Genomic DNA, 25,340 nt, shown 5'->3' on the forward strand with positions numbered 1-25,340 from the left:
CGCTCGTCGTGCACGACACGCGTGATGAGCAGCCGTCGGCCGTGCACGGTCAGTCGGGCGTTACGGTGGGCCATGAGACCTCCGGTTCCGGTGAAAGCGTCGCAACTTCCACCTCGCCGGAGGTCTCCTCACATCTCAAGCAGCCACGCCGCAGTCAACAACGCTCATGGTCATTACACCTAGAGGACGGCGCGGAATTCCGGCCAGGTGCCCCAGAAGCGCTCGACCTCTTCGATGATCGGCTGCAGGGTGGTGACGATGTCCCGTGGCACCGGTGTGCCGTCGTCCCAGCGGGGCGTGGACGGCAGGTAGTAGAGGCCGCCGCGCACGCCTGGCTCGACACCCAGGGTGAGCACGTGGCCGTCGATCTCGAACTGGCGGGCGAAGCGGCCGTGGCTGCGCAGGATGGCGCCCGAGTGGTGTTGCGCCTCCTGACGGTGCAGCTCCTGGACGGTCATGGTGTCCTCCTCCGTCGGTGGGGTGCGACCCCGGCAACAATGGGTACGCCCCGGACCGGCCACCGGTTCACTTCGGTTCGACGCCCGTCTGACTACCCAAAGTGATAGTAGTGAGTGGTGCGCGTCTCGCGGCTGCTGCGGACGGCGGGCTGGCGTTTCGCAGCCGGCCCGCTGGCGGTGTGGCTGGCGCTGACCCTGACCGGCGTGACCGGCCTGGTCCTGCTGGAGCGCGGGGGCCGGGAGACCCTGGTCCAGCGCTTCCAGTTGCGGGTGCAGCTGGTCGCCGACTTCATCAACAGCTACGTCGCCAATCTGATCGAGCGGGAGCGGGTGCAGGCCGAGGCCTTCCTGACCGAGCCGGTCGTCGACGAGCGGGACTTCTTCCGTTCGGTGAACGCGTTCGGCTACCCGGCGGCGGTTCTGCTGGACAGCGAGGGCCGGGCGCTGCACGTCGCACCCCGGGACCCGTCGATGACGGGCCGGCAGCTCGCCGCGAACTACGCGCACCTGCGCACGGCTCTCGTCGAGGGCCGGCCCGCGGTGTCGCCGGTGGTGCCGTCGGTCGCGCGTGGCCAGCCGGTCGTCGGGTTCGCGGTCCCGTTCGAGACCACGTCGGGCCGGCGGGTCTTCTCCGGCGCGGTCGAGATCGCGAGCAGCCCGCTCGGCGCGTACCTCAACTCGGCGATCTCGATCGGCGGGGTCAAGGTGCATCTACTCGACGCCTCCGGCGTCGTCGTGGCGGCCAACCACGAGCACAGCGGCACGATGCCGAAGCTGGAGACGCACGAGCCGCGACTCGCCGCCGCGCTGGAGCGCGGCGTGCGCGGCCGCTACAGCCACGACGGCGAAAATTGGCGGTACGAGTCCCACCCGATTCCCGGTACGCCGTGGGTGCTCTCCGCCTCGGTCGCCGAGAACGTCCTGTACGCCCCGGTCGCCGGAAGCCAGATCGGCGGGCGGGCGGCGGTCGTCACGGCCTCCGCGGTGGGCCTGCTCGTGGTCGTGGCCGCTGCCCGGGCCCGCCGGAACCGGCGCGAGCTGAAGATCAGCGAGGAGCTGTTCCGCCGGGTCTTCGACGACTCCCGGGTCGGGATGACGCTGAACGACACGAAGGGCAGGCTGATCCGGGTCAACCCGGCGCTGTGCCAAATGCTCGGCCGCAGCGAGAACGAGCTGGTCGGCCGGAGCTATCTGGACATCACCCATCCCGACGATCACGACGTCGGGGCGAGCGAGATTCAGGCCTGCCTGGACGGCCGGGCCGCCGGGTTCACCGTCGAGAAGCAGTACGTGCACGCCGACGGGCATGTCGTGGAGGCCTCGTTGACCGCCGCCGTGCTGCGCGACGAGAACGAACGCCCCCAGTTGTTCGCCACCCAGGTCGTCGACGTCACCGAGCGCCGGGCGTTCGAGCGGGCCCGCGAACAGCACGAGAGGGACCTTGCCGAACGCGCCGAGCAGCTGCAGCAGGCGAACAACCAGATGGCCGACTTCATCGCGATGCTCACCCACGACGTACGGCAGCCGCTCACCGGCATCGTCAGCGGCGGCGACGTGCTCCTCGACGACTGGATGGACATAGACGACGAGACCCGGCAACGGTACGTGCGGCGGATGACCGCCGCCGGCCGCCGCGCCGACCACATCGTCACCGAGATCCTCACGCTGGCCCAGCTCGACGCCGGGGCGATCGCCACCCGGCAGGTGGCCGTCGACGTGCACGACGTGGTACGCCAAGCCGTGATCGCCTCGGACGCGCCGGTGTCGGTCAGCGCACCGGACGAGGCGCCCGCCTTCGCCGACCCGGTCCACCTCCAGCTGATGCTCGGCAACCTGATCAGCAACGCGGTCAAGTACGGCAGCCCGCCGTACGAGATCGCCGTGGTGCGCCTGCGTGACCGGGTGCAGATCCGGGTGGTCGACCATGGGGAGGGTGTGCCGGAGCAGTTCGTACCGCACCTGTTCGACCGGTTCGCCCGGGCCGACACCGGCATCGCCACGGTCAAGCCCGGCACCGGCCTGGGCCTGCACTTCGTCCGGCAGCTCGCGGACGCCAGCGGCGTCGAGGTCGGCTACCAGCCGCGCGAACCGCACGGCGCGGTCTTCACGCTGACGCTGCCGGCCACCGGGCCGGGCCAGTCCGGGTCGGGTCGCCGCTCCGTCGTGGTGCCGCGCGACTTCGAGGAGCAGCGGACGACGCCGGCATGAAAGACGCCTGTATAGCGGCCGGAAACTGTCCGCTATGGCCGTTAGCGTGACCGCATGAACGTTGTGCCGGACGGCTACCACACCGTGACGCCCTGGATCATCTCGCGCGGGAACACCGCCCAGGTGATCGACTTCCTCGTGTCCGTCTTCGACGCCACCGACCTGGGCCGGATGGAGGTGAACGGGGTGATCGGCCACGCCGAGGTCCGCATCGGCGACTCGGTGGTGATGCTCTTCGACAAGCCCGAGTGGCCGCCGACCCCGGCATTCCTCCGGCTCTACGTCGCCGACGACGCCGAGGTGCTGCGCCGCGCGGTCGAACTCGGCGCCCGCGTCGTGACCGAGCCGACCGAGCTGTTCTGGGGCGACCGGGTCAGCCGCTTCCAGGATCCGTACGGCAACCTGTGGTGGATTCACCAGCGGGTCGCCGAGCTTTCCGAGGAGGAGATGACGGCCCGCCTCGCCGACCCGCGGCTCGCCGCCAACATGGAGTACGTGCAGAGCGCCGACTTCCGGCCAAACCTCTGACGACACCCTCCGCGCTCGTACCGGAATGATGTCAGCCTCTTCGTGGTCAGGGTCTTGGCCCAACGTGGGTGCTGTCTGAACGGCCGCCAACAGCACCCACGTTGGGCTGGCTAGACCGGAGTGGCTCGCTGGACCACCAGGGCGCGCGTGACCTCCGGCGGGCAGGCGGGGCCGGGAGTGGTCACCTGACCGCTGACCGCCACCTCCGCGCCGGTTTTCAGGCCGGCGACCGGCGTGCCGGTCAGGCCCCAGAGGCGAGCGCCGACCCGCAGCATGGTGCAGTCGCCGGAGCGCTCCACCACCCCGGTCAGGTTGCGTTCGCCGAACGGCAGGCCGCCCGGCAGCTCACCGGACGACGGATCCGGCAGCGGCGTGCCGGGCGCCGGGCCCGACGGCAGCGGCGCGGCCTCAGTGGACGGTGCCGCCTGGTTGGGCGGTGATGCGTTGGGCGGTGATGCGCTGGGCGGGGATGTGCTGGGTGGGGATGCGCTGGGCGCTGACGCGGACGGCGTTCCACCAGGCGCCGCAGTGGACGGCTCGCTGGACGGCGGATCCGAGCCGCACGCGGTCAACGGCGCCAGCGCGATACCGGCCACCAGCAGGATGAGCATGCGCCGCATGGCTGTCACTCCCTCCATACCGATTGAGACGGCGGGCACGGGCGCCCGGCTCCGGCATATCACCTGTCGTGGAAACGTCCGTAACGCCGCAACAGCCGCCACTGCACGGCTACCGCCGCGACCGTGAGCAGGAGCATGACCAGGGTCGCGGCGGCCGCGTAGCCGTACCGCAGGTATTCGAACGCGGTGCGGTAGGCGAACAGCGGGACGTACGTGGTGGCGTACGGCGGTGGGCCTCCGTCGGTCACCACGAGTGCGGGCACGAACGAGAAGTGCAGGCTCTGGATCACGTCACGGACCAGCAGCAGGCCCAGGACCGGCGCGATCAGCGGCAGGGTGATCCGGCGCAGCACGTCCCAGCTCGTCGCGTCCTCCAGCGCGGCCAGTTCGTACACGTCGTGGGGGAGGGACCGGCGGGCGGCTAGCAGGATGATGAACGTCTCGCCGATGGTGAACAGGCTCATCAGGATGATCGCGGCCCGGGCGTCCGCCGGGTCGGTCAGCCACTGCGGCGGCGTACGCCCGAACACCGTCAGCCCGTTCTGGCCGCCCAGCGCCAGCACCTGGTTGATCGGACCGTACAGCGGGTTGAGCAGCCAGAGCCACAGCAGGCCGTAGGCGATCTCCGGGACCGCGGCCGGCAGGACCGCCGCGGTGCGGGCCGGCCCGGCGGCCATCGCGCGCCGGTGCAGCAGCAGGGCCAGGGCCAGCGCGATCAGCAGCCGTAACGGCACCGCCACGGCGGCGAAGACGAGTGAGTTGACCAGCGCGGTACGGAAGATCGGATCCCTGGTCAGCTCGGTGAAGTTGCCGGTCCCGGTCCACACCGGTGGCCGGATCAGGTCGTACTCGGTGAACGCCAGAGCCAAGGTGATCACGAACGGGCCGAGCACCAGCACGACGAGGCCGAGCAGGTAGGGGGCGAGCATGAGGCGCAGCTGCCGGTGGCCCCGGTCGGGCTCGGTGCTCACAACGGCACCCGCTGGCCGGTGCCGGCGTCGAAGACGTGCACATCGGCCCAGCGCACGGCCACCTCAGCCGGGTCGCCGGGCGCGGGCCTGGCCGAGGCGGGCACCCGCGCGACGATCAAGTGGTCGGCCAGTCGCAGATACGCGTGGGCGTCCTCGCCCACGACGTCCACGCGCTCGACGGTGGCCGGTGCGCCGGAGCCGGTGGGGTCGAGTCGCACGGCCTCCGGGCGGAAGCCGAGCAACCGCTCCGGCCCGAGTGCTTCCGGCATTCCTTCGGGAGCCACCGGGCCGCCGGCCGGCACCAGGTTCATCGCCGGGGACCCGACGAACCGGGCCACGAACACCGTCGCCGGCGATCGCCAGATCTCGTCCGGCGTACCGAGCTGTTCCAGGCGGCCGTCGCGCAGCACGGCGATCCGGTCGGCCAGGACCAGGGCCTCGGTCTGGTCGTGGGTGACGTGCACCGACGTCACCCCGAGCCGGGCGTGCAGCGCCTTCAGCTCGCCGCGGGTCTCCACCCGCAGCTCCGGGTCGAGGTTGGACAGCGGCTCGTCGAACAGGAACAGGTCGGGCTCGCGGACCAGGGCGCGGGCCAGCGCGACCCGCTGCCGTTCCCCGCCGGACAGCTGCCCGGGCCGCCGGTCGAGCAGGTGCGCGCAGCCCACCGAGGCCGCCGCGGCCCGGGCCCGCTCCCGGGCCGCGGCCCGGGAGACGTCGCGGACCTCGAGGCCGAAGGTGATGTTGTCCAGCGCGGTGAGGTGCGGAAACAGCGCGTACGACTGGAACACCATGGACACGTTGCGCCGGCCCGGGCGCAGGGTGGTCACGTCGCGCCCCTGGATCAGGACGCGCCCCTCGGCCACCGGATGCAGCCCGGCGACCAGCCGCAGCAGCGTGCTCTTCCCGGCCCCGGACGGCCCGAGCACGACGAGCAGTTCGCCGCGGTGCACCTCCAGATCGAGGCGGTGCAGCACGCGAGCGTCCCGATATGCCGCCGAGACCCCCTCCAGAACCAGCCCGGCGTCCGTCATCCACTGATCATCGCGGATATTCCGCCCGGGCGAACAGAGGTCTGGTCTGCTCGTCCAGCTGCCGGATCACGTCGTCCAGGCGGTCACCGCGGTACAGGGCGTTCTCCAGGATGCCGCCGGTCACGTCCTCGATCTCCGGCCACGTCGACACCGTCGGCAGCGCCCGCACGGTCGGGATCGCGTCCAGGAAGACCTTGGCGCTGCGCGGCGGCTGCGCCGGACCGAGGAAGGCCGGGCTGGTGGAGACCTCGATGTGCGACGGTACGGTCCGTCCGGTCGCGGCGATGATCTTCTGTCCTTCGGCGCTTATCGCGTACTCCAGGAAGTCCCACGCGGCGTCCTTGTTGCGGCTGCCGCGGGTCAGGCAGTAGGCGTCCGAGTGCAGGATGCCGGCCGGTTGCCGGTAGATCGGCAGGGGTGCGACGTCCCACTCGAAGCCGGTGATCGACCGGAAGGTGGTGGTGGACCGCCGCGACGACAGCAGCATCGCCAGCCGGCCGTTCACGAACCGCGACTCGTCGTCCTCCGCCTCGACCTCCTGGTCGGTCGGCACCACCCCGTACGCGAGCCGCAGGTCGACCAGGTTCTTCAGAGCTTCCCGGGCGCCGGGGGAGTCCAGGGTGAGCCGGGTGGGCCGGACCGGGTCGTCGACGATGTCGGCACCGTTGGACCAGACGAACGGCGCCAGCCGGATGATCGACGGCTCGATGCCGAGCCCGTGCACGGCCGGCCGCAGCGCCGCGCCCTCGCTCTCCGCCGCCCGGATGACGCCGCCGTTCTTGTCGCGGGTCATCGCCGTGGCCGTGGTGAGCAGGTCGTTCCAGGTCCAGCCCGCCTTGGGCAGTGGGACGCGGTACTTCTCGAAGAGGGTGCGGTTGTAGTAGACGGCGAGGCTGGAGACGTTCTGCGGCAGGCAGAGCTGTTTGCCCTGCCACTTGAACGCGTCCATCGCCACCGGGTAGTAGTCGGCCGGGTCGATGACGCCGGACGCGGCGACGCGCTCGTCCAGCGGCTCGATCGCGTCCTTGACGGCGAACTGGCCGTAGAACCGGTAGTTCATCAGGAACAGGTCCGGCGGGGAGCCGCCGGCGATCGACGTGGCGAGCCGGGCGAGCAGATCCTCCCGGTCGCTGGCTTCCACCAGCTGCACCGGCTTGGAGTACGAGGAGATCAGCGTCCGGTATGCCTCCAGCTCCTCCGGCGCACCGAACACCAGCAGCTGCACCGGTGTGTCGTCCTTGTCGGCGGAGTTGGAACCGCAGGCGGCCAGCGCGGCGCACAGGAGCAGGGCGGTCAGACGACGGATCAACGCAGTTGCCTTCCGGGGGATTCGGAGCGGAGGAACCACCGCTGGGCCAGCACGAAGACGATCACCGGTGGCAGCGTGGCCACCACCGCACCGGCCAGGAAGACCGGGAAGTTGGTCGGGTCGAGAACCGACAGCGATCGCAGGGCGAGGGGCAGGGTGAACAGGTCGCGGTCGTAGACGTAGACGAGCGGGTCGAGGAAGTTCGACCAGGTGAGAATGAAGCTCAGCGCGGTCAGCGCGGCCGTGACCGGGCGGACCACCGGCAGGGCGAAGCGCCACCACGTCCGCGCCGGGGTCAGGTCACAGAGCCGGCAGGTGTCGTACAGGTCGGCGGGCAGGCCCCGGAACGCCAGGTAGTAGACGAGCACGTACAGCGGGGAGGCGCCGAGCAGGGCCGGCGCGATCAGCGGGACAAGCGTGTCGGTCAGGCCCAGGAACCGGAAGATCACGAAGCGGGGCAGCAGCAGCGCGGTGGCCGGCGCCATCAGGGCGAGCAGTGACGCCGTCACCACCACGGTGACCAGCCGCCGCGACGAGCGGGCCAGCGCGAACCCGGCCCACGCGGCGACCAGCACGCTCAGCGGCACCGCGACCGCCGCCACCAGCACCGAGTTGAGCGTGGCCCGGCCCAGGGAGCCGAGCGACCAGGCATGCTCGTACCCCGCGGCTGACAGCGGTTCGGGCAGCAGCCGCGGGGTCGGCGGGGGTGGCTGACCAGGTTCGGTCAGCGACCCCGACACCAGCAGGACCAGTGGTGGCACGAACACGAGCAGGACGAACACCGCACCGAGGGTGCGCCACCATCGGGCCGGCATTACTTGCTCAGGTCCAGCTTCCAAGCGCTCAGACCATGTGACGCCGCATAGAGGATCCGTTTGCCGGGAATGATCGTCAGGCCGGTGACCTCGACGTTCGGCATTCCCGCCGCCGCGCGGACCCACGCGCTGGTCCCGCTGGGCAGGCGCAGCACCCCGAAGTCGGTGGTGGCGTACAGGTCGCCGGTCACGTCGTCGCGGACCAGGTCGGTCAGCGGTTGATCACCCAGGTTGCCCGACCGGTCGGTCCAGGTGGAGGCCCCGCTCGCCGCGACGGTCACCTCGAACGCGTGCCCCGGCGTCGCCGGCGTGTTCGAGTTGAACCCGCTGTAGGAGATCCACGCCCGGTCCGCGTTCTTCGGGTCGGGGTAGATGCTGCTGACGAAGCGGTTCGGCAGCTGCCGGTCGTCGTCGATGCGCGTCCACTGCACCGCCGAGGCGGGCTCGGCGTCCACGTTGCGGGAGATGAACACCCGGCCGGTGGTGGTGGCCGCCCAGGCGGTCGAGGTGTTGACGGGGGAGCGTTCGATCGCCGCGACGGCGCCGCCGGCCTTGTCACCCCAGAGCACGTCGGTCAGCGCGGTCGGGCCGAGCTGCGCCCAGTCGCCGCACTGCTCCTCGAACGTACCGGTCCAGGTGTTGCAGATCCGGTTGGCCTCCGCGAGCGTGCGGGTGCCGAGGCCGGACGTCTTCGTCCGGTACACGCTCAGGCCGGTGCCGGCGAACATCGTGCCGCTCACCTTCGGGTCGCTGATCACCGGCGCGTAGAACTGGGTGTTGGGCTGCGCGTCGATCGGCTCGCCGACGTAGATCCAGCTGCCGGTGTCGCCGTTGTTGAAGTTCACCTCGATCTGTACGCCGGTGTACGTGTGGAACCGGAACTCGGGCCGGGCGACGTCCCAGCCGGACTGCCCGCCGTCACCGATGATCGTGTTCAGCCAGCGCCGGCGCTCGCCCTTGTTCTCCCAGGTGCCGTTGTCCTGGGTGCCGCCCTGCAGCAGGTTGACGTCGTGCGGGCTGACCGACAGGCTCATGAACTGCAGCGTGGACAGGCCCTCGTTGATGTCGTCCAGTCGCGACGGGATGCGCGACAGCATCTGCCGGCAGCGGGCCAGCTGCGCGGGGTTCAGGGCGCGCCGCGGGTCGTCGCACCACGCCGACCGGTCGACGAACTCGCCGCTGGAGCGGGACACGCCGCCGTCGTTGGCCTCGAAGAACTGGAACGGGTTGCGCGGGTTCACGACGATGTCGTGCTGGTCCGGGTGCAGGCCGTTCGGGTGCAGCTCGTCGGTGCCGTCGAAGGTCATGTCGGTGCCGCTCACGCCGGCGTCGGTGGAGAGCACGACCGCCCGCTTGTTGGCGATCGTCTCGCCGTAGACGTACGACCCGCCGGTGTAGACGATGTCGGGGTGCCCGTCGGGGGTGTGCACGAACATGTCGTACCAGCACTGTGTCCCGCACTGGTTGTAGGTCGCGTATCCCGGGTCGGCCACGTTGGCGCTGGTCAGGTCGGTGAAGGCGGGGGTGCCGGTGGCCACGTCGTCGCTGCGGAACAGCCGCGAGTACGGGGTGCCGATGTTGCCCTCGTAGACGTACATCCGGGTCCTGCCGTCCGGCAGCCGGGTCACGTCGAACGCCGCGCGGGTCTGGAACACGGTCGGCGCCAGCGACGGCTTGATCTGCGTCCAGGTGGCGCCGGCGTCGGGTGACCGCCAGATGCCACGAGCGTACGAGGACGCGTACACGATGTTGCTGTTGCCCGGATCGAGCTCGATGTGGCGCACGCCGCGCGGCGAGCAGGTGGAGTTGTTGGTCCACTCCTCGGTGCTGCCGGTGCACTGCGCCGGGTCGGCCGAGCCGTTGTGGATGAACGCCCAGTTCCTGCCGCCGTCGGTGGACTTGTAGAGGCCCCACTTCGCGGCGTCCGGCACCGGGCGGGTGATGCCGCTGCAGCAGACGCTCGACATGCCGCGCAGGGCGGTGGTCGTTGCCACGTACAGCGTCTTGGGGTCGCCGGGCTTGACCACGATCTCACCGAGACCCTTGCCGCCCAGCTCCTTCTTGCCGAGCGGGCCCTGCCAGGTCAGACCACCGTTGGTGGACTTGTAGAGGCCGACGCCGGCGACGCAGCCGGAGGCGCAGATGTTGGCCTCGCCGGTGCCGACGTAGATGGTCAGCCCGGTCGGGTCGTTGCGGTCGATGGTGACCGAGCCGGCCGCGTTGATGCCGAGCGGACCGCCCAGGTACACCCACTTCGGCCGGGCCGCCAGGATGTCCAGGGTGGCCCAGACACCGCCACCGGCCGGCGTGATGTAGGCGCGGCACAGGCCGGGACGGCACTGGTGGCTGACCGTGATCGAGGTGGTCCGGCCGCCCGCCACGTATTCGTTCGGAACGTAGTTGAAGGAGTTGCGGAACTCGGTGAACGGGTAGAGCGCCTCGCTCGGCCCGACGTTCGTCCAGCGGTTCTGCGCGATCCGGCCCCGCGGGGCGGACCGCTTGTCGGCGGCGCTGAACGCGGTCCGCGACTGGTCCACCTGGGCGACCTTGATGGTCTCCGCCGGGTACGCCCGCTCGTCGAACTCGCCCATCCCGAGAGCGCCCGGACTGTCCAGCACCCCGTGGTTGGGTGCGGCCTGCCGCATCGCCGCCAGGTGCCCGCCCAGGGCCCGGGGCATCTCCCCGTCGCCGGCGGCCGCCGTGGCCGCCGCGGGCGCTGGGGCACCGGCCAGATGCACGCCCGCCACCCCGGTGGTGGCGACGAGCGCCCCGATCAATGCACCGATGAAGACCTGCCGCCGTCGCCGAGTCATCGGACCCCCTCCCGAATGGGTAACCGCAGCACGGCACCCATCGGCGACCGTCACTGTCAGCGTCTCCTCGGAGGGTGCCAGTTCCAGTGATCGACAGCAATGTTCTTGGTCGGTTCGGCCGGTCCGTCGCTTTCAGCGGACACCGAGGGGCCAGGATGGCGACCATGGATGAGGAACTGGCCGCCCGGATCCGGGCCGCCGAACTGGTCGCCGCCGCCGGTACGCCGGCCTGGCCGGCGGCGCGTGCCGGGTACGGCGAACTGCTGGCGTCGCAGCCGCTCGACGAGACCGCCACCCGGATCGAACAGGCGGCTCCGGCCCGCCGCGACGCGGTACGCCTCGCGGAGCTGGACACATGGCAGGCCCGGATCGCCGACCTGATCCGCCGCCACGAACCGGCCCGCAAGGAACTCGCCGAGGCCGGCGCCCGCCTGTCGCTGCCCCGGCCGGCTCTGACGTGGGCCCGCATGGCGGTGCAGGCCGAGCAGGTCGCCTACGGCCTGGCACAGCACCCCGCCGGGGTACGCCGCGACTTCGCCCGCATCGCCCTGGTCCTCCTCCGGGAGACCCCGCTGCGGTGGACCCCGTTCGCCGGCGTCGAGCCGCTGTGGGTCTTCCTCGACGACGCCGGGGAACTCCGCGTCGAGCCGGGTGACAACGGAACGCACGAGGTGGCGGAGCGCCTCGGTGACCACCGGTGTGTCGCCCTGGTGCACGGCAACGCCGGCGAGCGCTCGCGCCTGACCGTGACGCCCAGCACCGACGACGCGGCGATCGCGGTGGCCCGGCACCGCGGCGGCGCGGACCACGAGATGCACCTGTGGTTCACCCGCCACGGCCTGTTCCGCCCCGAGATCAGCTTCGCGCCGGACGTCGGAGAGGTGATCGATCGCGCGGCCGCCGGTTGATCGAGCGACCGGTAGGCTGCCGTTCGTGCCGCCCGAAGACGCAGTGCCGCCCGGAGACCGCGCCGCCCGGCGGCGGGCCGGCGAACTCGAGTCCGAGATCCTCGGCGTCCTGGTCCGGGCGGCCGGGCCGCTCACCCCGCGCGAGGTGCTCGACGGGCTGCGGGATCCGCTGGCGTACAGCACGGTCGTCACGATCCTGACCCGCATGTACGAGAAGGGCATGGCGGCCCGCCACCGTGAGGGCCGCGCCTTCCGCTACGCCCCGCTCACCGACAGCGCCTCGATCACCGCCGAGCGGATGAACGCCCTCCTGGAGACCGGCGTGGACCGGGCGACCGTGCTGCGCCGCTTCGTCGACACCCTGGAACCCGGCGACGAAGACCTGCTACGCCGCCTGCTAGGCGATTAGGGGTGTGCGGCGGCCAGTAGTTCGCCCAGGTCCCAGACGCATTCGGCGGTCCAGGCCAGGGAGAAGACGGCCACCGCGACCGGCACCACGAGCGGTAGCGGCGACCAGGTCCGCAGCGGAGTGAGCAGCGACGCGACGCGGCGCGGGACGGCGCCCGCGCGCCGCAGGTCGGAGGCGGAGGGGGCCATGCGCAGGCCGGTCGCGCCGACCGAGACCAGGGCCGCGGCGCCGATCGCGTGGGCCACCGCGCGCCGGTCGTCCAGCTCGGTCGCGGCGCGTTCGTCGGCGGCGCGTTCCACCAGGTAGTCGATGCGCCGGGTGAGCCGGCGGAAGGCCGGGTGGACGGCGGCCGAGAGGCGGGCGATCAGCACCAGGCGGTGGTGGCGGCCGGTCAGGTGGGCGCGTTCGTGGGCCAGCAGGGCGGCGTACTGGGTGTCGTCGAGAGCGGCTCGCATGCCGGTGGTGACCACGATCCGGCCGTCGCCGCCGGGCACCGCGAAGGCCTCGGCGCGGTCGTCGTCGAGCAGCACCAGGCCGTCGGTGACCGGCAGATCCGTGTACCGGCGGGCGAACCGGACGTCCCGGCGGTGCCGGGCCCAAGCCCGGACCAGGCCCGCGGCCGCGAGGGCCAGCATCGCCACGGAGAGCCAGGACACCCACGGCACCTGCGCGGTGTCGGCCCGCACGTACCGATCGGAGAAGTGGAAGAGCTCGCCGGTGACCGGCAGCTCGGCCGCCGCCTTCAGGGCGAAGGCGATCAGGGTGACCAGGCAGGCGGCCGCGGCCGCGGCGATCGCGGCGACCAGGAAGGTGAGCGCGGCCTGTGGGCGCATGCGGTCGGCGAGGTAGCGCGCCGTGACCGCGATCGCCGCCGGGCAGACGACGACCTCCCAGATGAAGTGATCGAACACGCGGTCAGTCTCTCACTGGACAGTTTAGGTAAGGCATCCCTAATCTGGGGGCGCATCATCTACAGCGTGTAGAAGTATCGGACGGGAGACCATGCTAGCCACCTACCTCATCGGCCTACGTGAGGGCCTCGAGGCCACCCTGGTGGTCAGCATTCTGATCGCATTCCTGGTCAAAGCCGAGCGCAGGGACCGCCTGCCGCAGGTCTGGGCCGGTGTCGCCGCCGCCGTGGCGCTGTCCGTCGGGTTCGGATGGCTGCTCAGCTACACCTCGACCACCCTGCTGCGGGAGTACGAGCAACGCGAGCTCTTCGAGGCGATCACCTCGATCCTCGCCGTGGTCTTCGTCACGTGGATGATCTTCTGGATGCGCCGGGCGGCCCGCTCGATCGCCGGCGAACTGCGCGGCAAGCTGACCGACGCGCTCGCCCTCGGCTCGATCGCGGTGGCCGTGATGGCCTTCCTGGCGGTGGTCCGCGAGGGCCTGGAGACCTCGCTGATCTTCTACTCCGCGGTGCAGGGTGCGGACATCAACGGCCGCCCGCTGTACGCGCTGATCGGCGGGATCGTCACCGCCGTCGCGATCGGGTGGCTGATGTACGCCACCGCGGTCCGGATCAACCTGACCGTGTTCTTCACCGTGACCGGCGTGCTGCTGATCCTCGTCGCCGCCGGCATCCTCAAGTACGGCGTGCACGACCTTCAGGAGGCCGGTGTCCTGCCCGGGCTGACCACCCTGGCGTACGACATCAGCGGCGTCCTCGACCCGTCCGCCTGGTACACGGCCCTGCTCACCGGCATGTTCAACGTCACCCCGACGGCCAGTGTCCTCGAGGTGGTCGCCTGGTGCGCGTACGCCGTACCCGTCCTCTTTCTCTTCCTGCGCCCTGCCGGGCGCAAGCAGCTCCCCGTTCCGCAGCCATTGGAGAAACCCCGTGCGTAATTCCCCCCGCCTGCTCGCCCTCGTGACCGCCGGTTCGCTCGGCGTCTCGCTCGCCGCATGCGGCTCCGGCGACGCCGGCACGGACGAGGCCGCCGGCGGCCCGATCGCGGTCAAGGCCACCGACAGCAGCTGCGAGGTGGCCAAGACCTCGGTGGACGCCGGCACCAGCGTCTTCGCCATCACCAACGGCGGGAACAAGGTCACCGAGTTCTACGTGTACGCCGCCGGCGACCGGGTGATGGCCGAGGTGGAGAACATCGCGCCGGGCCTGTCCCGCAACCTGCACGTGGAGCTGCCGGCCGGCACCTACGAGACGGCCTGCAAGCCCGGCATGATCGGCAAGGGCATCCGTGGCCCGCTGACCGTCTCCGGTTCGGCCGCCCCGCTCACCGACGACGCCGCGCTGCTGGCCGCCACCGCCAGCTACTCGCGGTACGTGAAGAGCCAGACGACGGCCCTCGAGGAGCGCACCGCCGAGTTCGTCGCCGCGGTCAAGGCGGGCGACATCCCGAAGGCCAAGGCGCTGTTCCCGATCTCGCGCACCTACTGGGAGCGGATCGAGCCGGTCGCCGAGATCTTCGGTGACCTGGACCCGCGGATCGACGGCCGGGAAGAGGTCACCGAGGAGGGCATGACCTTCGGCGGCTTCCACCGCATCGAGAAGGACCTGTGGGTGGCCGGGGACGTGTCCAAGTCCGGCCCGATCGCCGACCAGCTGATGGCCGACATCAAGGAGATCGTGCAGAAGGCCAACGCCGAGAAGCTGTCACCGCTGCAGCTGGCCAACGGCGCCAAGGCCCTGCTCGACGAGGTGGCCAGCGGAAAGATCACCGGCGAGGAGGACCGCTACTCGCACACCGACCTGTGGGACTTCAACGCCAACATCGAGGGCTCCAAGGCCGCGATCGCGGCGCTGCGGCCGGTCCTGGAGGAGCGCGACCCGGAGCTGGTCAAGACGCTCGACGCGCAGTTCGCCAACGTCGACGCCACGCTCGGCAAGCACCGCGCCGGCGACGGCTGGAAGCTGCACAACCAGCTCACCCAGGCCGACCTGAAGGAACTCTCGGACGCCATCAACGCCCTCGCCGAGCCGATCAGCCAGGTGGCCGCCGTGGTCGCCAAGAAGGCCTGACGATGGTCGCCCTGTCCCGGCGGAGTGCCCTCGCCCTGGCCGGCGCGGGGGTCGCCGGCTCGGCCGCTCTCGTCGCCTGCAAGTCCTCCAAGCCGGACCCGGTCACCGATGCCGTCGCCTTCACCGGCGAGCACCAGGCCGGCATCGTCACCCCGGCCCAGGACCGGCTGCACTTCGTCGCCTTCGACGTGATCACCAAGGACCGCGACCGCCTCGTCCAGCTTCTCAAGGACTGGACGGCGGCCGCCGCCCGGATGACCCAGGGCCGCGACGCCGGCGAGATCGGCGCGGTCGCCGGCATCCCCGAGGCGCCGCCGGACGACACCGGGGAGGCGATCGGCCTGCCCGCCGCCGCGCTCACCCTGACCATCGGGTTCGGGCCCAGCCTGTTCCGCCGCTTCGGCCTCGGCGCGCGGCAGCCCGCCGCGCTCGCCCCGCTGCCCAAGTTCACCGGCGACACCCTGGACGCGTCGCTGTGCGACGGCGACATCGCGATTCAGGCCTGCGCCAACGATCCGCAGGTGGCGGTGCACGCGATCCGCAACCTGGCCCGGATCGGGATGGGCGTGGTCAGCGTCCGGTGGTCGCAGCTCGGCTTCGGGCGTACCTCGTCGACGAGCACCGGCCAGGCCACCCCGCGCAACCTGTTCGGCTTCAAGGACGGCACCCGCAACCTCAAGGCGGAGGAGCCCGACCTGCTCCGCGAGCACCTCTGGGTGCAGCCCGGCGACGGCCCGGACTGGATGACCGGCGGCTCGTACCTGGTCACCCGCAAGATCCGGATGCTGGTCGAGACGTGGGACCGGTCGCCGCTGGCGGAGCAGGAGATGATCATCGGGCGTACCAAGGGGATCGGCGCCCCGGTCGGCATGGCGGACGAGTTCGACGACGTCGACTTCACCTCGGTGGGCGCCGACGGCGAGCCGCTGCTCGCGCCGGTCGCCCACGTCCGGCTCGCCCACCCGGATACCAACAACGGCGCCCGCATGCTGCGCCGCGGCTACAACTTCGTGGACGGCTCCGACGGCCTCGGCCGGCTCAACGCCGGCCTGTTCTTCATCGCCTACCAGCGCGACCCGCGCACGGCATTCATCCCGGTCCAGCGCAGCCTGTCCGGCCGCGACGAGCTGAACGAATACATCCGGCACGTCTCCAGCGCACTCTTCGCCTGCCCGCCGGGCCTTTCCGGCCCATCAGATTTCTGGGGGAAAGCCCTTTTCGAGTACGAGTGACCGCACAGTCCCCGGCCTACCACGCGGCCCGGGCACCGCGCCGGGCCCCAGCGCGGCCGCCGGGCCCGGGCAGGTGGTCGCCCACTATGGTGTGATCCCGTGGGCAGGGTGACTGTGGTGGGTGCCGGGGTGATCGGGCTGAGCGTCGCCCACGAGCTGGCGGCGGCGGGCCATACCGTGCGGATCCTGGCCGACCGGGAGGCGGCCGCCAGCACGTCGGGGATGGCCGCGGCGATCTGGTTCCCGCACGACGTGAAGCGCTCCGCGCAGGTCCTCGACGCGTCCGCGGTCACCTACCAGCGGTTCCAGCGCCTCGCCGAGGATCCGGACACCGGCGTCGCGATGCGTGCCGGCACGGTCCTGTCCCGGCGCCCCGACCCGGATCTCTCCTGGACGCGGGCCGTTCCGCACTACGAGCCTCTCGACCCGGCCCGGGTGCCCGGCGGAGCCACCGGGGTGCGCTGCGTCGTGCCGCTGATCCAGACCGACGTCTACCTGACCTGGCTGCGCACCGCCGTGCTGGCCCTCGGCGTGGAGATCCGCACCGCCGAGGTGCGCTCCCTGGCCGAGGTGCAGGGGTCCGAGAAGCCGGATGCGATCGTCGTGGCGGCCGGCCTCCGCTCCGCCGCGCTGCTCGGCGACGACGACGAGGTCTATCCGATCCGCGGTCAGGTGGTGCGGCTGGCCAACCCCGGCCTGACCGACTGGATCACCGACCAGGACAACCCCGGCGGTCTCACTTATGTGGTGCCCCGCCGTCACGACGTGGTGTGCGGCGGCACCGGCGAGGCCGGCTCCTGGGACGACCAGCCCGACCCGGAGACCGAGGCCGCGATCCTGCGCCGGGTCCGCGCCCTGGTCCCCGAACTGGCCGGCCAGCCCGTCCTGTCCCGCGGCGTGGGCCTGCGCCCGGCCCGCAGCAGTGTGCGGGTGGAGGCCGTCCCCGGTCAGGCTCTCCCGGTGATCGCCTGCTACGGCCACGGCGGCGCCGGCTTCACCCTCTCCTGGGGCGACGCCGCCCGCGTCACCACCCTCATCGGCCCACCGACGTAGGGTCGGGGGATGGTCGAGCCGAATCGGCCCCTGATCGTTGCTCCGATGGCCGGTGGGCCGTCGACGCCCGCGCTGGTCACGGCGGCGGCCGGGGCGGGGGCGCTGGGCTTTCTCGCGGCCGGCTACAAGACGCCGGAGGCCGTCGAGGATGAGCTGCGGCGGGTTCAGGGTGTGCCGCACGGGCTGAACATCTTCGTCCCGGTGCCGGCCCCGGCCGATCCCCGGCCGATCGAGGAGTACCGGCGGCGGCTGGCGCCCGAGGCCGAACGGTACGGCGTCGAGCTTCCGCCGCTGCGGCTGGACGACGACGATCATTTCGCGGCCAAGGTGGAGCTCGCTGTCGCGTACGCGATCCCGCTGGTCAGCTTCACCTTCGGGGTGCCGGACCGGGCGGTGGTGCGCGCGCTGCGCGCGGCCGGGAGTGCCGTGCTGATCACGGTGACCTCCGCCGACGAGGCTCGCCGCGCCCTGGCCGCCGAGCCGGACGCCCTGGTCGCGCAGGGCGGCTCGGCGGGCGGCCACGCGTCCACCACCGACCCGCGCGCCTACCGCGGCACCAGCCTCGCGGTCGAGGTCCTGGCCGAGGTGCGGGCGGTGACCGACCTGCCGGTCATCGCCGCCGGCGGTACCGGATCGGCCGAGGACGTCCGGCGGCTGCTCGCCGCGGGCGCGGTCGCGGTCCAGTGCGGAACCGCGTTTCTGCTCGCCGACGAGGCCGGCACCCGCCCGGCGCAGCGTGCCGCGATGCTCTCCGGCGAATACCGGGAGACCGTGGTGACCAGGGCGTTCACCGGTCAGCCGGCGCGGGCGCTGCGCAACCGGTTCACCGACGCCTTCCCGGACGCACCGGTCGGCTACCCGGCCGTGCATCACCTGACCGCACCGATCCGGGCCGCCGCCGCTCAGCGCGGCGACGCCGGGGCGCTGAACCTGTGGGCCGGAACCGGCTTCGCCGCGGCGCGGCCCGGCCCGGTCGCGGACCTGGTCGAAACACTCGCGCCGTAACAGTCGGCAGCCGAACGCCGGCCGCGCGCATGTATCTGGTAGAAATATCTGGCAGATACAAGAAGGCGGTAGACCATGGCTCGATCCAGTCAGACCCAGATGGCGGTCCTCGGCGCGCTCAGCATCGAGCCGATGACGGCCTACGCGTTGCGCGAAGCCATCCGTGACGTGCTCGGCCACTTCTGGAGCGAGAGCTTCGGCCAGATCTATCCCACGCTGCACGCCCTCGAGGAGGAGGGGCACGTGCGGCGCCGAGGTGGCGCCCGCGCCCGGTCGTCGGTGTTCGAGATCACCGGGTCCGGCACCGCGCGCCTGATCGAGCTGCTCAGCGAACCGGTGCAGGAGATGCCCGCCCGCAACGGGCTGATGCTGCGCCTGTTCTTCGGCCGGACCCTGGGCCGCGACCGCTGCCGCGACCTGGTGCGTGCGACGCGCGAGGCCGCCGAGAGCCAGCTCAAGGAGTACGAGAAACTGCTTCACCGGCTGGCGGCCGAGGAGGGCGACACGCCCGACTGGCCGTACATCCGGACCACCATCCGGGCCGGCATCTACCACACCCGCTCGACGATCGCCTGGGCCGACGAGACCCTCGACGCCTTCTCCGGAGGACCCGAATGACGCCCACCCCACGTACCGGACGCGCCCGCCTCAACTTCCTGCTCTTCTCGATCGCCGCCGTCGGCGCCGGCTGGCTCGGCCTCGCACTGGACCGAGCCGCCGGCGAGGCCGGCTCCAACGAGGTCGCCTTCAGCAGCGGCGAGGGCACCCTCGGCCAGCTGCTCTTCATCCTCGGCCCGGCGGTCGCGGGCCTGCTGCTGTTCTTCCTCTCCCGGGACGGCGCCGGGCCGCTGGGACTCACCCTGAAATTCGAGCACCGTACGCGCTGGTTCGCCCTGGCCACCGCCTTCTACCCCCTCGCCACGGCCGTCGTCCTGGCCGGCGCCCTCGCCGTGGGCGCCGCGAGCCTGTCCGTGGCGCCCGATCCCGGGCAGCCCACCTTCCTGGCCGCGTTCCTCGCCGTCTTCGCCGTCCAGCTGATCAAGAACCCGATCGAGGAGTTCGCCTTCCGCGGCTACGGCACCCGCACCGCGATGGCCCTCGGCTTCCGCGGCCGGGTCGTACCGCACCTGCTGGCCGGCGCGGTCTGGGCGGCCTGGCACCTGCCGCTCTACCTGATGTGGACCTCCGAGGCCGACATGCGGCTGGTCACCTCGCTGTCGGCGCCGGTGTACCTGGTACTGCTGTTCGCCGGCCTGATGGCCGCCTCGCTGCTCTACGGCGAGATGCGGGTGCGGACGGGATCGATCTGGCCCGGCGTGCTGATGCACAGCATGAGCAACGCGATCGTCACCCCGCTGCTGGTCGGCGGACATCTCGGCTTCGAGGGGCACTCCGACGTCGTCTTCTCGCCGGTGCCGTCCGCGGTCCTGATGATCGTCCTCACCGCGGCCACCGGACTGTTCCTGGTCACGCGCCTGAGCAACCGGACGGCGGCGACTCCGGACCTGGCGGCGACCGCGGCCGGACCGGTGCGAGCCCGATAAATGCGTTGTTGGTCCGGCCGGCAGCGGATAGAACTGTCGGCCGGACCTACGAGAGAAAGGAGGACCGGCTCATGTACCGCACGGACATCGCGCTCTCGTCCTCCCTGGCGGGGCGCTCTATCGATGGAGCACGCCTTGACACTGACTCTGCGCCCGATCACCGGGCCGGATGAACTCGACCTGTTCAACGCCTTTCCGTACGTCTTGAATGCCGAGATCGAGGGTGACCTGACCGCCGGGCGCCGGCGCCCGGAATGGCTGTGGGTCGCCCTGCGCGGCGACCGCGTCACGGCCCGCGCCGGCTGGTGGTCGCGGCCGGGCGATCAGCAACCGCTGGTGATGGACGTCTTCGACGTCCAGGATCCCGACGACGGGGTACGCCTGCTGCGCGCCGCCCAGCCCGCCGGGGGTACGCCGCCCGACTACACCCGCTTCCTCGCCCCCGATTGGCGTGACCACGACGACGCCCGCTGGCTGGACGTCCTGGAGAAGTCCGGTGCCCGCGTGTTCGTCGAGCGGCTGCGCCTGGAGTGGCGGCCCGGCACGCCGCTGCGTGAACCGGGTGACCGGCTCGCCTTCCGCCCGCCCCGGGACGCCGACGAGCTGATCGGCCTGATGACGCTGGTGCTCGACGGCACCCTCGACGCGCACAGCCGGGACGACCTGGCCCGGATGACCGCCCGGCAGTCCGCCGAGCAGCAGTACCGGGAGGAGCTCGACCGCTACTCCAGCCCGCACGACTGGTGGCGGGTCGCGACGCTGCCGGACGGCGAGCCGGTCGGGTTCGTCATCCCGGCGCACAACGGCTACAACCCGATCATCGCGTACATCGCGGTGGCGCCCGCGCACCGCGGCCGGGGCTACGTCGACGACCTCCTCGCGGCCGGCACCCGCCTGCTTGCCGAGCAGGACGTGCCGCGGATCCGGGCGGCCACCGACGTGGGCAACGTGCCGATGGCGGCCGCCTTCGCCCGGGCCGGCTACATCACCTTCGAGCATCAGGTCGACATGACCTGGCGGTGACCGCTTCCGCCGCCGCGGGCCGTGCCGTGCACGGCCCGCGGCGGCGGCCGATGCGGCCTCAGCGGGCCGGCTGCGGCGTGCCGAAGATCGCCACCGGGTCGCCGGTCAGCCAGACGTTGTCGATCCGGACGCGGGTCATCACCCACCGGGCGCCGTCGCGCACCAGCTCGACGTCGTAGCGGTTCTTCAGCAGTGCGAACGTGCCCGGGTCGGCGGTGAGCACGTGCTGTGCCTCGACCAGCGCGGTCAGGGCCGCCGTGTCGCCGGTGATCTCGACGCGTGGGTTGGTGACCTGGTGGGTGGTGACGACCCGGCCGGCGAACCCGTCCAGGATGGTGTCGACGATCGCGTCCCGGCCGGTCATCAGGGGCGGTGTCGCACCCCAGCGGGCGGCGGCCGGCCGGAAGTCGAGTTCGGCGCGGTCGGCGAAGGACGAGGCGAACAGGGCCCGGTCGGCGAGGTCCTGGCCGAGGCCGAACCGTACAGGGCGTCCACGATCTCCAGATGGTCGCGCGGGTCGGTGCCGGTGTCGGTGGCGTGGTGGCGAGTGACGTACATGGTGGAAGTCAACGCCGCGACCGCCCGGTCGATCAACGCGAGAGTGTGCAACGATCGTGAAGTCAAGCTTCATGATCGGCGGTGATCCATGCTGGAGCGGCACGAGATCGAGGCGTTCCTCACCCTGGGCGAGGAACTGCACTTCGGGCGTACGGCGCAGCGGCTGCACGTGTCCACGACCCGGGTCAGCCAGACCATCGCCAAGCTGGAGCGGCGCATCGGGGTGCCACTGTTCCACCGGACCAGCCGCCGGGTCACGCTGACCGAGGCCGGCCGGCGGCTCCGCGACGACCTGCGGCCGGCGTGGGCGCAGGTCACCGCAGCGGTCCAGCGAGCCACCGGCCGGCTGAGCGTGGCCTTCGTCGGTGCCGCCACCGGACAGCTGCTCCTCCAGGTCGTCGCGCTCTACCAGCAGCGGCATCCGGCAGCCGAGGTGCCGGTCCGGGAGGCGCAGCTCGGCGAGTACGCCGCGTGGCTCCGGGACGGCGTGGCCGACGCGGCGCTCGTCCCGTACCCGGTGAAAGACCTGGTGGCCGGCGGCACGCTGATCGCCGAGGCCCGGATGCTGGCCGTGCCCGCCCAGCATCCGCTCGCCGCGCAGGCCGCCGTCCCGGCCGCCGCGCTCGCGGACCTGCCGATCCTTCCGCCCGCCGCGACCTTCCAGGAACTGCTCACCTGCGTCGGATCCGGCCGGGGAATGCTCCCGGTCGGCGCGCACGTGCGCCGCTACTATCCCCGCCCCGACGTGGCCTACCTACCGATCCGGGGCGCCGATCCGGTCGAGTGGGGGCTGGCCTGGCACGAGGATCGCGCGAATGATCGGATCCTCGGGTTCAACCGGGCCGCCCTCGATGTGGTCCACCGCGCTTGACGCCGGCCCGTCAGGGGCGGGGTTTCAGCAGGGTGATGCGGTTGGCGCCCAGCTCGGTCACGTACAGATAGCCGGTGGCGACATCCTCGGTGACGTCCAGCGGCTGGCTGAATCCGGTCAGGCCGGGCAGGCCGGTGGTGCGGTTGCTGAGCGCACCGGAGGCGGCCACGTCGAAGGTCTGGATGTCCTGGCCGGCGGAGTAGCGCACGACCAGGAGCTTGCCGGCGAGAGCGCCGCCGAACGCCGTCCCGCGGTACTCGATGACACCGTTGGCCGACGCGTGCAGGCCCGCGTCGTACGTGCCGGCCAGGTCGAAGTTCGGGTCGGGCTGGGTGCCGTCCGGGTAGGCGGGCACCTCGAACGGGTCGGTGCCGCCGGTCGGGTCGCCGCCCGCCAGGATCCACTCGCAGCGCACCGGGTTCGGGTGACCGTAGTAGCGGCCCGGCTTCACGTCGAAGACGTAGTCGGTCTCTGCGGTGTTCACGCTGTTCAGGCCGGGTACGGCCGGACCGGTGTAGCCGCGGCGCGCGCAGGCGGCGGGCAGGGTGGCCGGGGTCGCGGGCGTGTTGCCGCCCGCGGCGGAACCGTTGGTCGGCGCGTACAGGTGGCCGTTGCGGTGCCAGACCAGGTCGTAGGCGTTGCGCACACCGGTGGCGTGCAGGGTCAGCGGCGCGCCCGACGCGTACGGGTCGTAGCTGCCACCGTCCTCGGTCTTCGCGTTCAGCGGCAGGGTCGCCGGCAGCCGGGCCGGGTCGAGGCGCAGGATCGCGGCGCTGAGCAGCCGTTCCGGCCGGTTGCCCCAGGTGGAATCGGGTGCGCCCATCGCGTTGTTGGCGCCCTGGCTGAGGTAGAGCGCGCCGTCCGGGCCGAAGGCGAGCGAGTTCGTCTCGTGATCCTTCACCGAGCGCGGCAGGTTCACCACGACCTGCGTGTACGTGCCCAGGTCAGCGCCGGTGAGGCGGCCGATCCGCCCGGACCAGTCGGGAACGTTGAGCGGGCCGACGTACTGATAGTTGTCGGTCACCCAGAGGATCGGCGCGGCGGCCGTCGACGCCGGGTCGAAGGCCATCCCGATGACGGTGCGGGCCGGTGCGCCGGGCAGGCCGAGGGCGGTAGCGTTGTCGCGTACGGTGGAAATGATCGTCGCCGTGCCCAGCGTGCCGTCCGCGTTGATCGGGAAGCGGAAGATCCGCCCGTCCAGCGTGCCGGCGTAGAGCCGCCCGTCCGGTCCCTTCACCACGGTGGTGAACGCCGCACCGGTGGCCACCCCGACCGTCTTGTCGAACGCGATCGGCCCGCCCGTGCCGCCACCCGAGCCGGTGGTGAAGACGATCGAGAACGGCGCGAACGCCTTGCCGGTCACGTCCTTCACCCCGGTCGTCAGCGTGAAGCGGTACGCCGTGTTCGCCGCGAGCGCCGCCGTGGGGGAGAGGTTGACGACGTCGCCGCCCCCGCTGGTGATCGTGGTGGCGGGCACGGCCGCGCCGTCGGAGAGCCGGGTCAGCGTCACGGTCGAGGCGGTCAGCGAGGACGCGGCGACCCCACCGTTGGGCAGGACCAGGTCCTCGACGACGCTGGTGGTGGTCGAGACTCCGGTGGCGCCGTTGGCGGGTGTGCTCGCGCGTACCGAAGGAATCGCCGCCCAAGCCGGCACCGAGACGATGTCGATGTAATTGAACTTGGTGTTGGTGCCGCCGGACGGCGTCAGCGTGAGCTTGCCGTCGGTGACCCGCACGGTACGCGTGGCGGTCGCGTGCTTGGCCGAAGCCGTCGGCACGAAGCCGGCGATCGCGTTCTGGTCCTCGACGTTCGCCCAATGCACGCTGTTCACGGCCGTGCCGGCGTCACCGACCGCGACCGTCACCGTGTAGAGCCCGGCAGGCACCGCGGCCTCCCACGCGCCCGGGGTGGGCACGCCGGCCGAGCCGGCCGGGAGTTGCGCGTGCATCAGAGTGGCCAGCCGCACATCGGGCTGCCCGGCGGCCGGGTTCCGGTTGCGGCCGTTCCCGGCCAGGCTCACCGGCGTGCGTTCACCGAGATCCACCCAGCCGTAGCCGCGAGCGGCGGTGTACGCGTCGCCCGAGTCCCGCACGTATCCAGCCGGCGGAGCGGTCGCCGCGTCCGAGAAGTTGACCTTCAGACCGAACGCGGCCGGGGTCGCCGTCACCGTGTTGCTCTGCCCGGCCGCAGTGGTCACCTGGTACGTGTAGCTGGTCCCGTTGGTCACCGCGGTGTCCAGGTAGGACGTCCGGCCCGACGTGGCCAGCGGGGTTCCGTTCCGCAGCACCTGGAACTCGGTGGCGGAGCCGGTCCAGCTCAGCGCCACCTGCCCGTCGCCGGCCGTGGCGGTCAGCGCCGCGGGCGGCTCGTCGGTCACCCGGGAGATCTCCGCGTAGTTCAGCTTCGTGTTCCGGCCGCCGATCGCGTCCACGGTGAGCCGGCCGTCGGTGACCGGAACGGTGACGGTCGCCTGCCGGAACTCGGCCGTGGCGGTGGAGAGGAAGGCGCTGATCGCGGCGACACCCTCGACCCGCACGGTGTGGCTGCTGTCGTACGCCGGCTGGTCGCCCACCGACACCGTGACCTGATACTGGCCGGCGGGCAGCGCGTACTCCCAGGCACCGGCCGTGGTGACGCCGCCGGTGCCGCCGACATCGCCGTACTGCAGGTGGATGAGCGTGTTGAGCCGGGCGTCGATCCCGGTGCGTGCCCGGTCGCGGGTGTTCCGGCTCAGGTCCAGCGGCACGCGGGTGCCGGACAGGCTGTCCTGCCGCACCCAGCCCCGGCCGCGGGTCGCGTCGAACGCGGCACCGGTGTCCGCGGTGTATCCGGCCGGCGTGGCCGAGCCGGCCGGCTGAAAGTTGATCTTCGCGATCGGAGTGACGGCGGCGTGAGCCGGCCCGGCCGGAACGGCGATGGCGGCGAGCGGAATCAGTGCGGCGACGGCGACTGTCCGAATGCGACGGAGCATGCCGACAACGTGGCACACGAGGTCGCCCGC

Annotated in this window: 24 protein-coding genes; 13 read left to right on the forward strand and 11 right to left on the reverse strand. The window is 71.7% G+C overall.

Annotated elements, in window-relative coordinates:
• Both I4J89_RS52275 and I4J89_RS46180 read right to left on the reverse strand, forming a co-directional pair.
• On the reverse strand, positions 1 to 74 hold a 74-nt coding region (locus I4J89_RS52275; RefSeq protein WP_196417566.1), incomplete at its 3' end, for a leucine zipper domain-containing protein.
• A 105-nt stretch (positions 75 to 179) separates the two neighbouring features.
• On the reverse strand, positions 180 to 458 hold the full coding sequence (locus I4J89_RS46180; protein WP_196420595.1) for a hypothetical protein: 279 nt from the start codon (positions 456 to 458) through the stop codon (positions 180 to 182).
• Between the two features lie 117 nt (positions 459 to 575).
• Between I4J89_RS46180 and I4J89_RS50615 the strand changes: the two genes are divergently transcribed.
• Positions 576 to 2,666 carry a sensor histidine kinase gene (locus tag I4J89_RS50615; protein ID WP_196420596.1) on the forward strand — a complete coding sequence of 697 codons (2,091 nt, stop codon included), beginning with the start codon at positions 576 to 578 and terminating at the stop codon, positions 2,664 to 2,666.
• Between the two features lie 54 nt (positions 2,667 to 2,720).
• On the forward strand, positions 2,721 to 3,194 hold the full coding sequence (locus I4J89_RS46190; protein WP_196420597.1) for a VOC family protein: 474 nt from the start codon (positions 2,721 to 2,723) through the stop codon (positions 3,192 to 3,194).
• Between the two features lie 110 nt (positions 3,195 to 3,304).
• Here the strand turns inward: I4J89_RS46190 and I4J89_RS46195 are convergent, their stop codons facing one another.
• From I4J89_RS46195 to I4J89_RS46220, 6 genes are read right to left on the reverse strand one after another with little or no spacing between them, the layout of a single operon-like run.
• Positions 3,305 to 3,814, reverse strand: coding sequence for a hypothetical protein (locus I4J89_RS46195; protein WP_196420598.1), 510 nt, complete (start codon positions 3,812 to 3,814; stop codon positions 3,305 to 3,307).
• 59 nt (positions 3,815 to 3,873) lie between these two features.
• Positions 3,874 to 4,743, reverse strand: a complete 870-nt coding sequence (locus tag I4J89_RS46200; protein ID WP_196420640.1) for a carbohydrate ABC transporter permease — start codon at positions 4,741 to 4,743, stop codon at positions 3,874 to 3,876.
• A gap of 38 nt (positions 4,744 to 4,781) precedes the next feature.
• A complete protein-coding gene (locus I4J89_RS46205) occupies positions 4,782 to 5,816 on the reverse strand; it encodes an ABC transporter ATP-binding protein (protein WP_196420599.1) in 1,035 nt (344 codons plus the stop codon).
• Between the two features lie 7 nt (positions 5,817 to 5,823).
• Entirely contained in the window at positions 5,824 to 7,104 is a 1,281-nt protein-coding gene (locus tag I4J89_RS46210; protein ID WP_373688215.1) for an ABC transporter substrate-binding protein, read from the reverse strand.
• 17 nt (positions 7,105 to 7,121) lie between these two features.
• Positions 7,122 to 7,940, reverse strand: a complete 819-nt coding sequence (locus I4J89_RS46215; protein WP_196420600.1) for a carbohydrate ABC transporter permease — start codon at positions 7,938 to 7,940, stop codon at positions 7,122 to 7,124.
• Positions 7,940 to 10,753 (reverse strand): WD40/YVTN/BNR-like repeat-containing protein, encoded by a 2,814-nt coding sequence (locus I4J89_RS46220; protein WP_196420601.1) that lies wholly within the window; start codon positions 10,751 to 10,753, stop codon positions 7,940 to 7,942. Before I4J89_RS46220 ends, I4J89_RS46215 begins: the two co-directional genes overlap by 1 nt.
• 164 nt (positions 10,754 to 10,917) lie before the next feature.
• Here I4J89_RS46220 and I4J89_RS46225 point away from each other — a divergent pair, with 164 nt between their 5' ends.
• Positions 10,918 to 11,661, forward strand: a complete 744-nt coding sequence (locus I4J89_RS46225) for a hypothetical protein (protein ID WP_196420602.1) — start codon at positions 10,918 to 10,920, stop codon at positions 11,659 to 11,661.
• A 25-nt stretch (positions 11,662 to 11,686) separates the two neighbouring features.
• Positions 11,687 to 12,070, forward strand: coding sequence for a BlaI/MecI/CopY family transcriptional regulator (locus I4J89_RS46230; RefSeq protein ID WP_309238780.1), 384 nt, complete (start codon positions 11,687 to 11,689; stop codon positions 12,068 to 12,070).
• Here I4J89_RS46230 and I4J89_RS46235 read toward each other — a convergent pair.
• Entirely contained in the window at positions 12,067 to 12,981 is a 915-nt protein-coding gene (locus tag I4J89_RS46235; protein ID WP_196420603.1) for a M56 family metallopeptidase, read from the reverse strand. The genes I4J89_RS46230 and I4J89_RS46235 overlap by 4 nt on opposite strands.
• A gap of 91 nt (positions 12,982 to 13,072) precedes the next feature.
• On the opposite strand from I4J89_RS46235, the gene efeU reads away from it, so the two are divergent.
• From efeU to I4J89_RS46275, 8 genes are all read left to right on the forward strand, one after another.
• Positions 13,073 to 13,921, forward strand: coding sequence for an iron uptake transporter permease EfeU (gene efeU / locus I4J89_RS46240; protein ID WP_196420604.1), 849 nt, complete (start codon positions 13,073 to 13,075; stop codon positions 13,919 to 13,921).
• The gene (gene efeO / locus I4J89_RS46245) at positions 13,914 to 15,053 is read left to right on the forward strand and encodes an iron uptake system protein EfeO (protein ID WP_196420605.1); all 1,140 of its coding nucleotides are present in this window, start codon (positions 13,914 to 13,916) and stop codon (positions 15,051 to 15,053) included. Before efeU ends, efeO begins: the two co-directional genes overlap by 8 nt.
• A gap of 2 nt (positions 15,054 to 15,055) precedes the next feature.
• On the forward strand, positions 15,056 to 16,285 hold the full coding sequence (gene efeB, locus I4J89_RS46250; RefSeq protein WP_196420606.1) for an iron uptake transporter deferrochelatase/peroxidase subunit: 1,230 nt from the start codon (positions 15,056 to 15,058) through the stop codon (positions 16,283 to 16,285).
• A gap of 99 nt (positions 16,286 to 16,384) precedes the next feature.
• A complete protein-coding gene (locus I4J89_RS46255; protein WP_196420607.1) occupies positions 16,385 to 17,338 on the forward strand; it encodes an FAD-dependent oxidoreductase in 954 nt (317 codons plus the stop codon).
• A gap of 9 nt (positions 17,339 to 17,347) precedes the next feature.
• Positions 17,348 to 18,343, forward strand: a complete 996-nt coding sequence (locus tag I4J89_RS46260) for a nitronate monooxygenase (protein ID WP_196420608.1) — start codon at positions 17,348 to 17,350, stop codon at positions 18,341 to 18,343.
• A 75-nt stretch (positions 18,344 to 18,418) separates the two neighbouring features.
• A complete protein-coding gene (locus tag I4J89_RS46265) occupies positions 18,419 to 18,961 on the forward strand; it encodes a PadR family transcriptional regulator (RefSeq protein WP_196420609.1) in 543 nt (180 codons plus the stop codon).
• Entirely contained in the window at positions 18,958 to 19,887 is a 930-nt protein-coding gene (locus I4J89_RS46270; protein WP_196420610.1) for a CPBP family intramembrane glutamic endopeptidase, read from the forward strand. The genes I4J89_RS46265 and I4J89_RS46270 overlap by 4 nt, the downstream gene beginning before the upstream one ends.
• A 135-nt stretch (positions 19,888 to 20,022) precedes the next feature.
• Complete coding sequence (locus I4J89_RS46275; protein ID WP_230860735.1) at positions 20,023 to 20,910, forward strand: GNAT family N-acetyltransferase; 888 nt, start codon at positions 20,023 to 20,025, stop codon at positions 20,908 to 20,910.
• Positions 20,911 to 20,968: 58 nt separating this feature from the next.
• Here the strand turns inward: I4J89_RS46275 and I4J89_RS46280 are convergent, their stop codons facing one another.
• Positions 20,969 to 21,541: a nuclear transport factor 2 family protein gene (locus tag I4J89_RS46280; RefSeq protein WP_230860736.1), complete on the reverse strand. Its 573-nt coding sequence runs from the start codon at positions 21,539 to 21,541 to the stop codon at positions 20,969 to 20,971.
• A 15-nt stretch (positions 21,542 to 21,556) separates the two neighbouring features.
• On the opposite strand from I4J89_RS46280, the gene I4J89_RS46285 reads away from it, so the two are divergent.
• A complete protein-coding gene (locus I4J89_RS46285) occupies positions 21,557 to 22,339 on the forward strand; it encodes a LysR family transcriptional regulator (RefSeq protein WP_196420612.1) in 783 nt (260 codons plus the stop codon).
• 10 nt (positions 22,340 to 22,349) lie between these two features.
• On the opposite strand, the gene I4J89_RS46290 is transcribed toward I4J89_RS46285, so the two are convergent.
• A complete protein-coding gene (locus I4J89_RS46290) occupies positions 22,350 to 25,310 on the reverse strand; it encodes an Ig-like domain-containing protein (protein WP_196420613.1) in 2,961 nt (986 codons plus the stop codon).
• Positions 25,311 to 25,340 lie beyond the last annotated feature (30 nt).

It is taken from the genome of Actinoplanes aureus (genome assembly GCF_015704865.1).
In the GTDB taxonomy this organism is placed as follows: Bacteria; Actinomycetota; Actinomycetes; order Mycobacteriales; family Micromonosporaceae; genus Actinoplanes; species Actinoplanes aureus.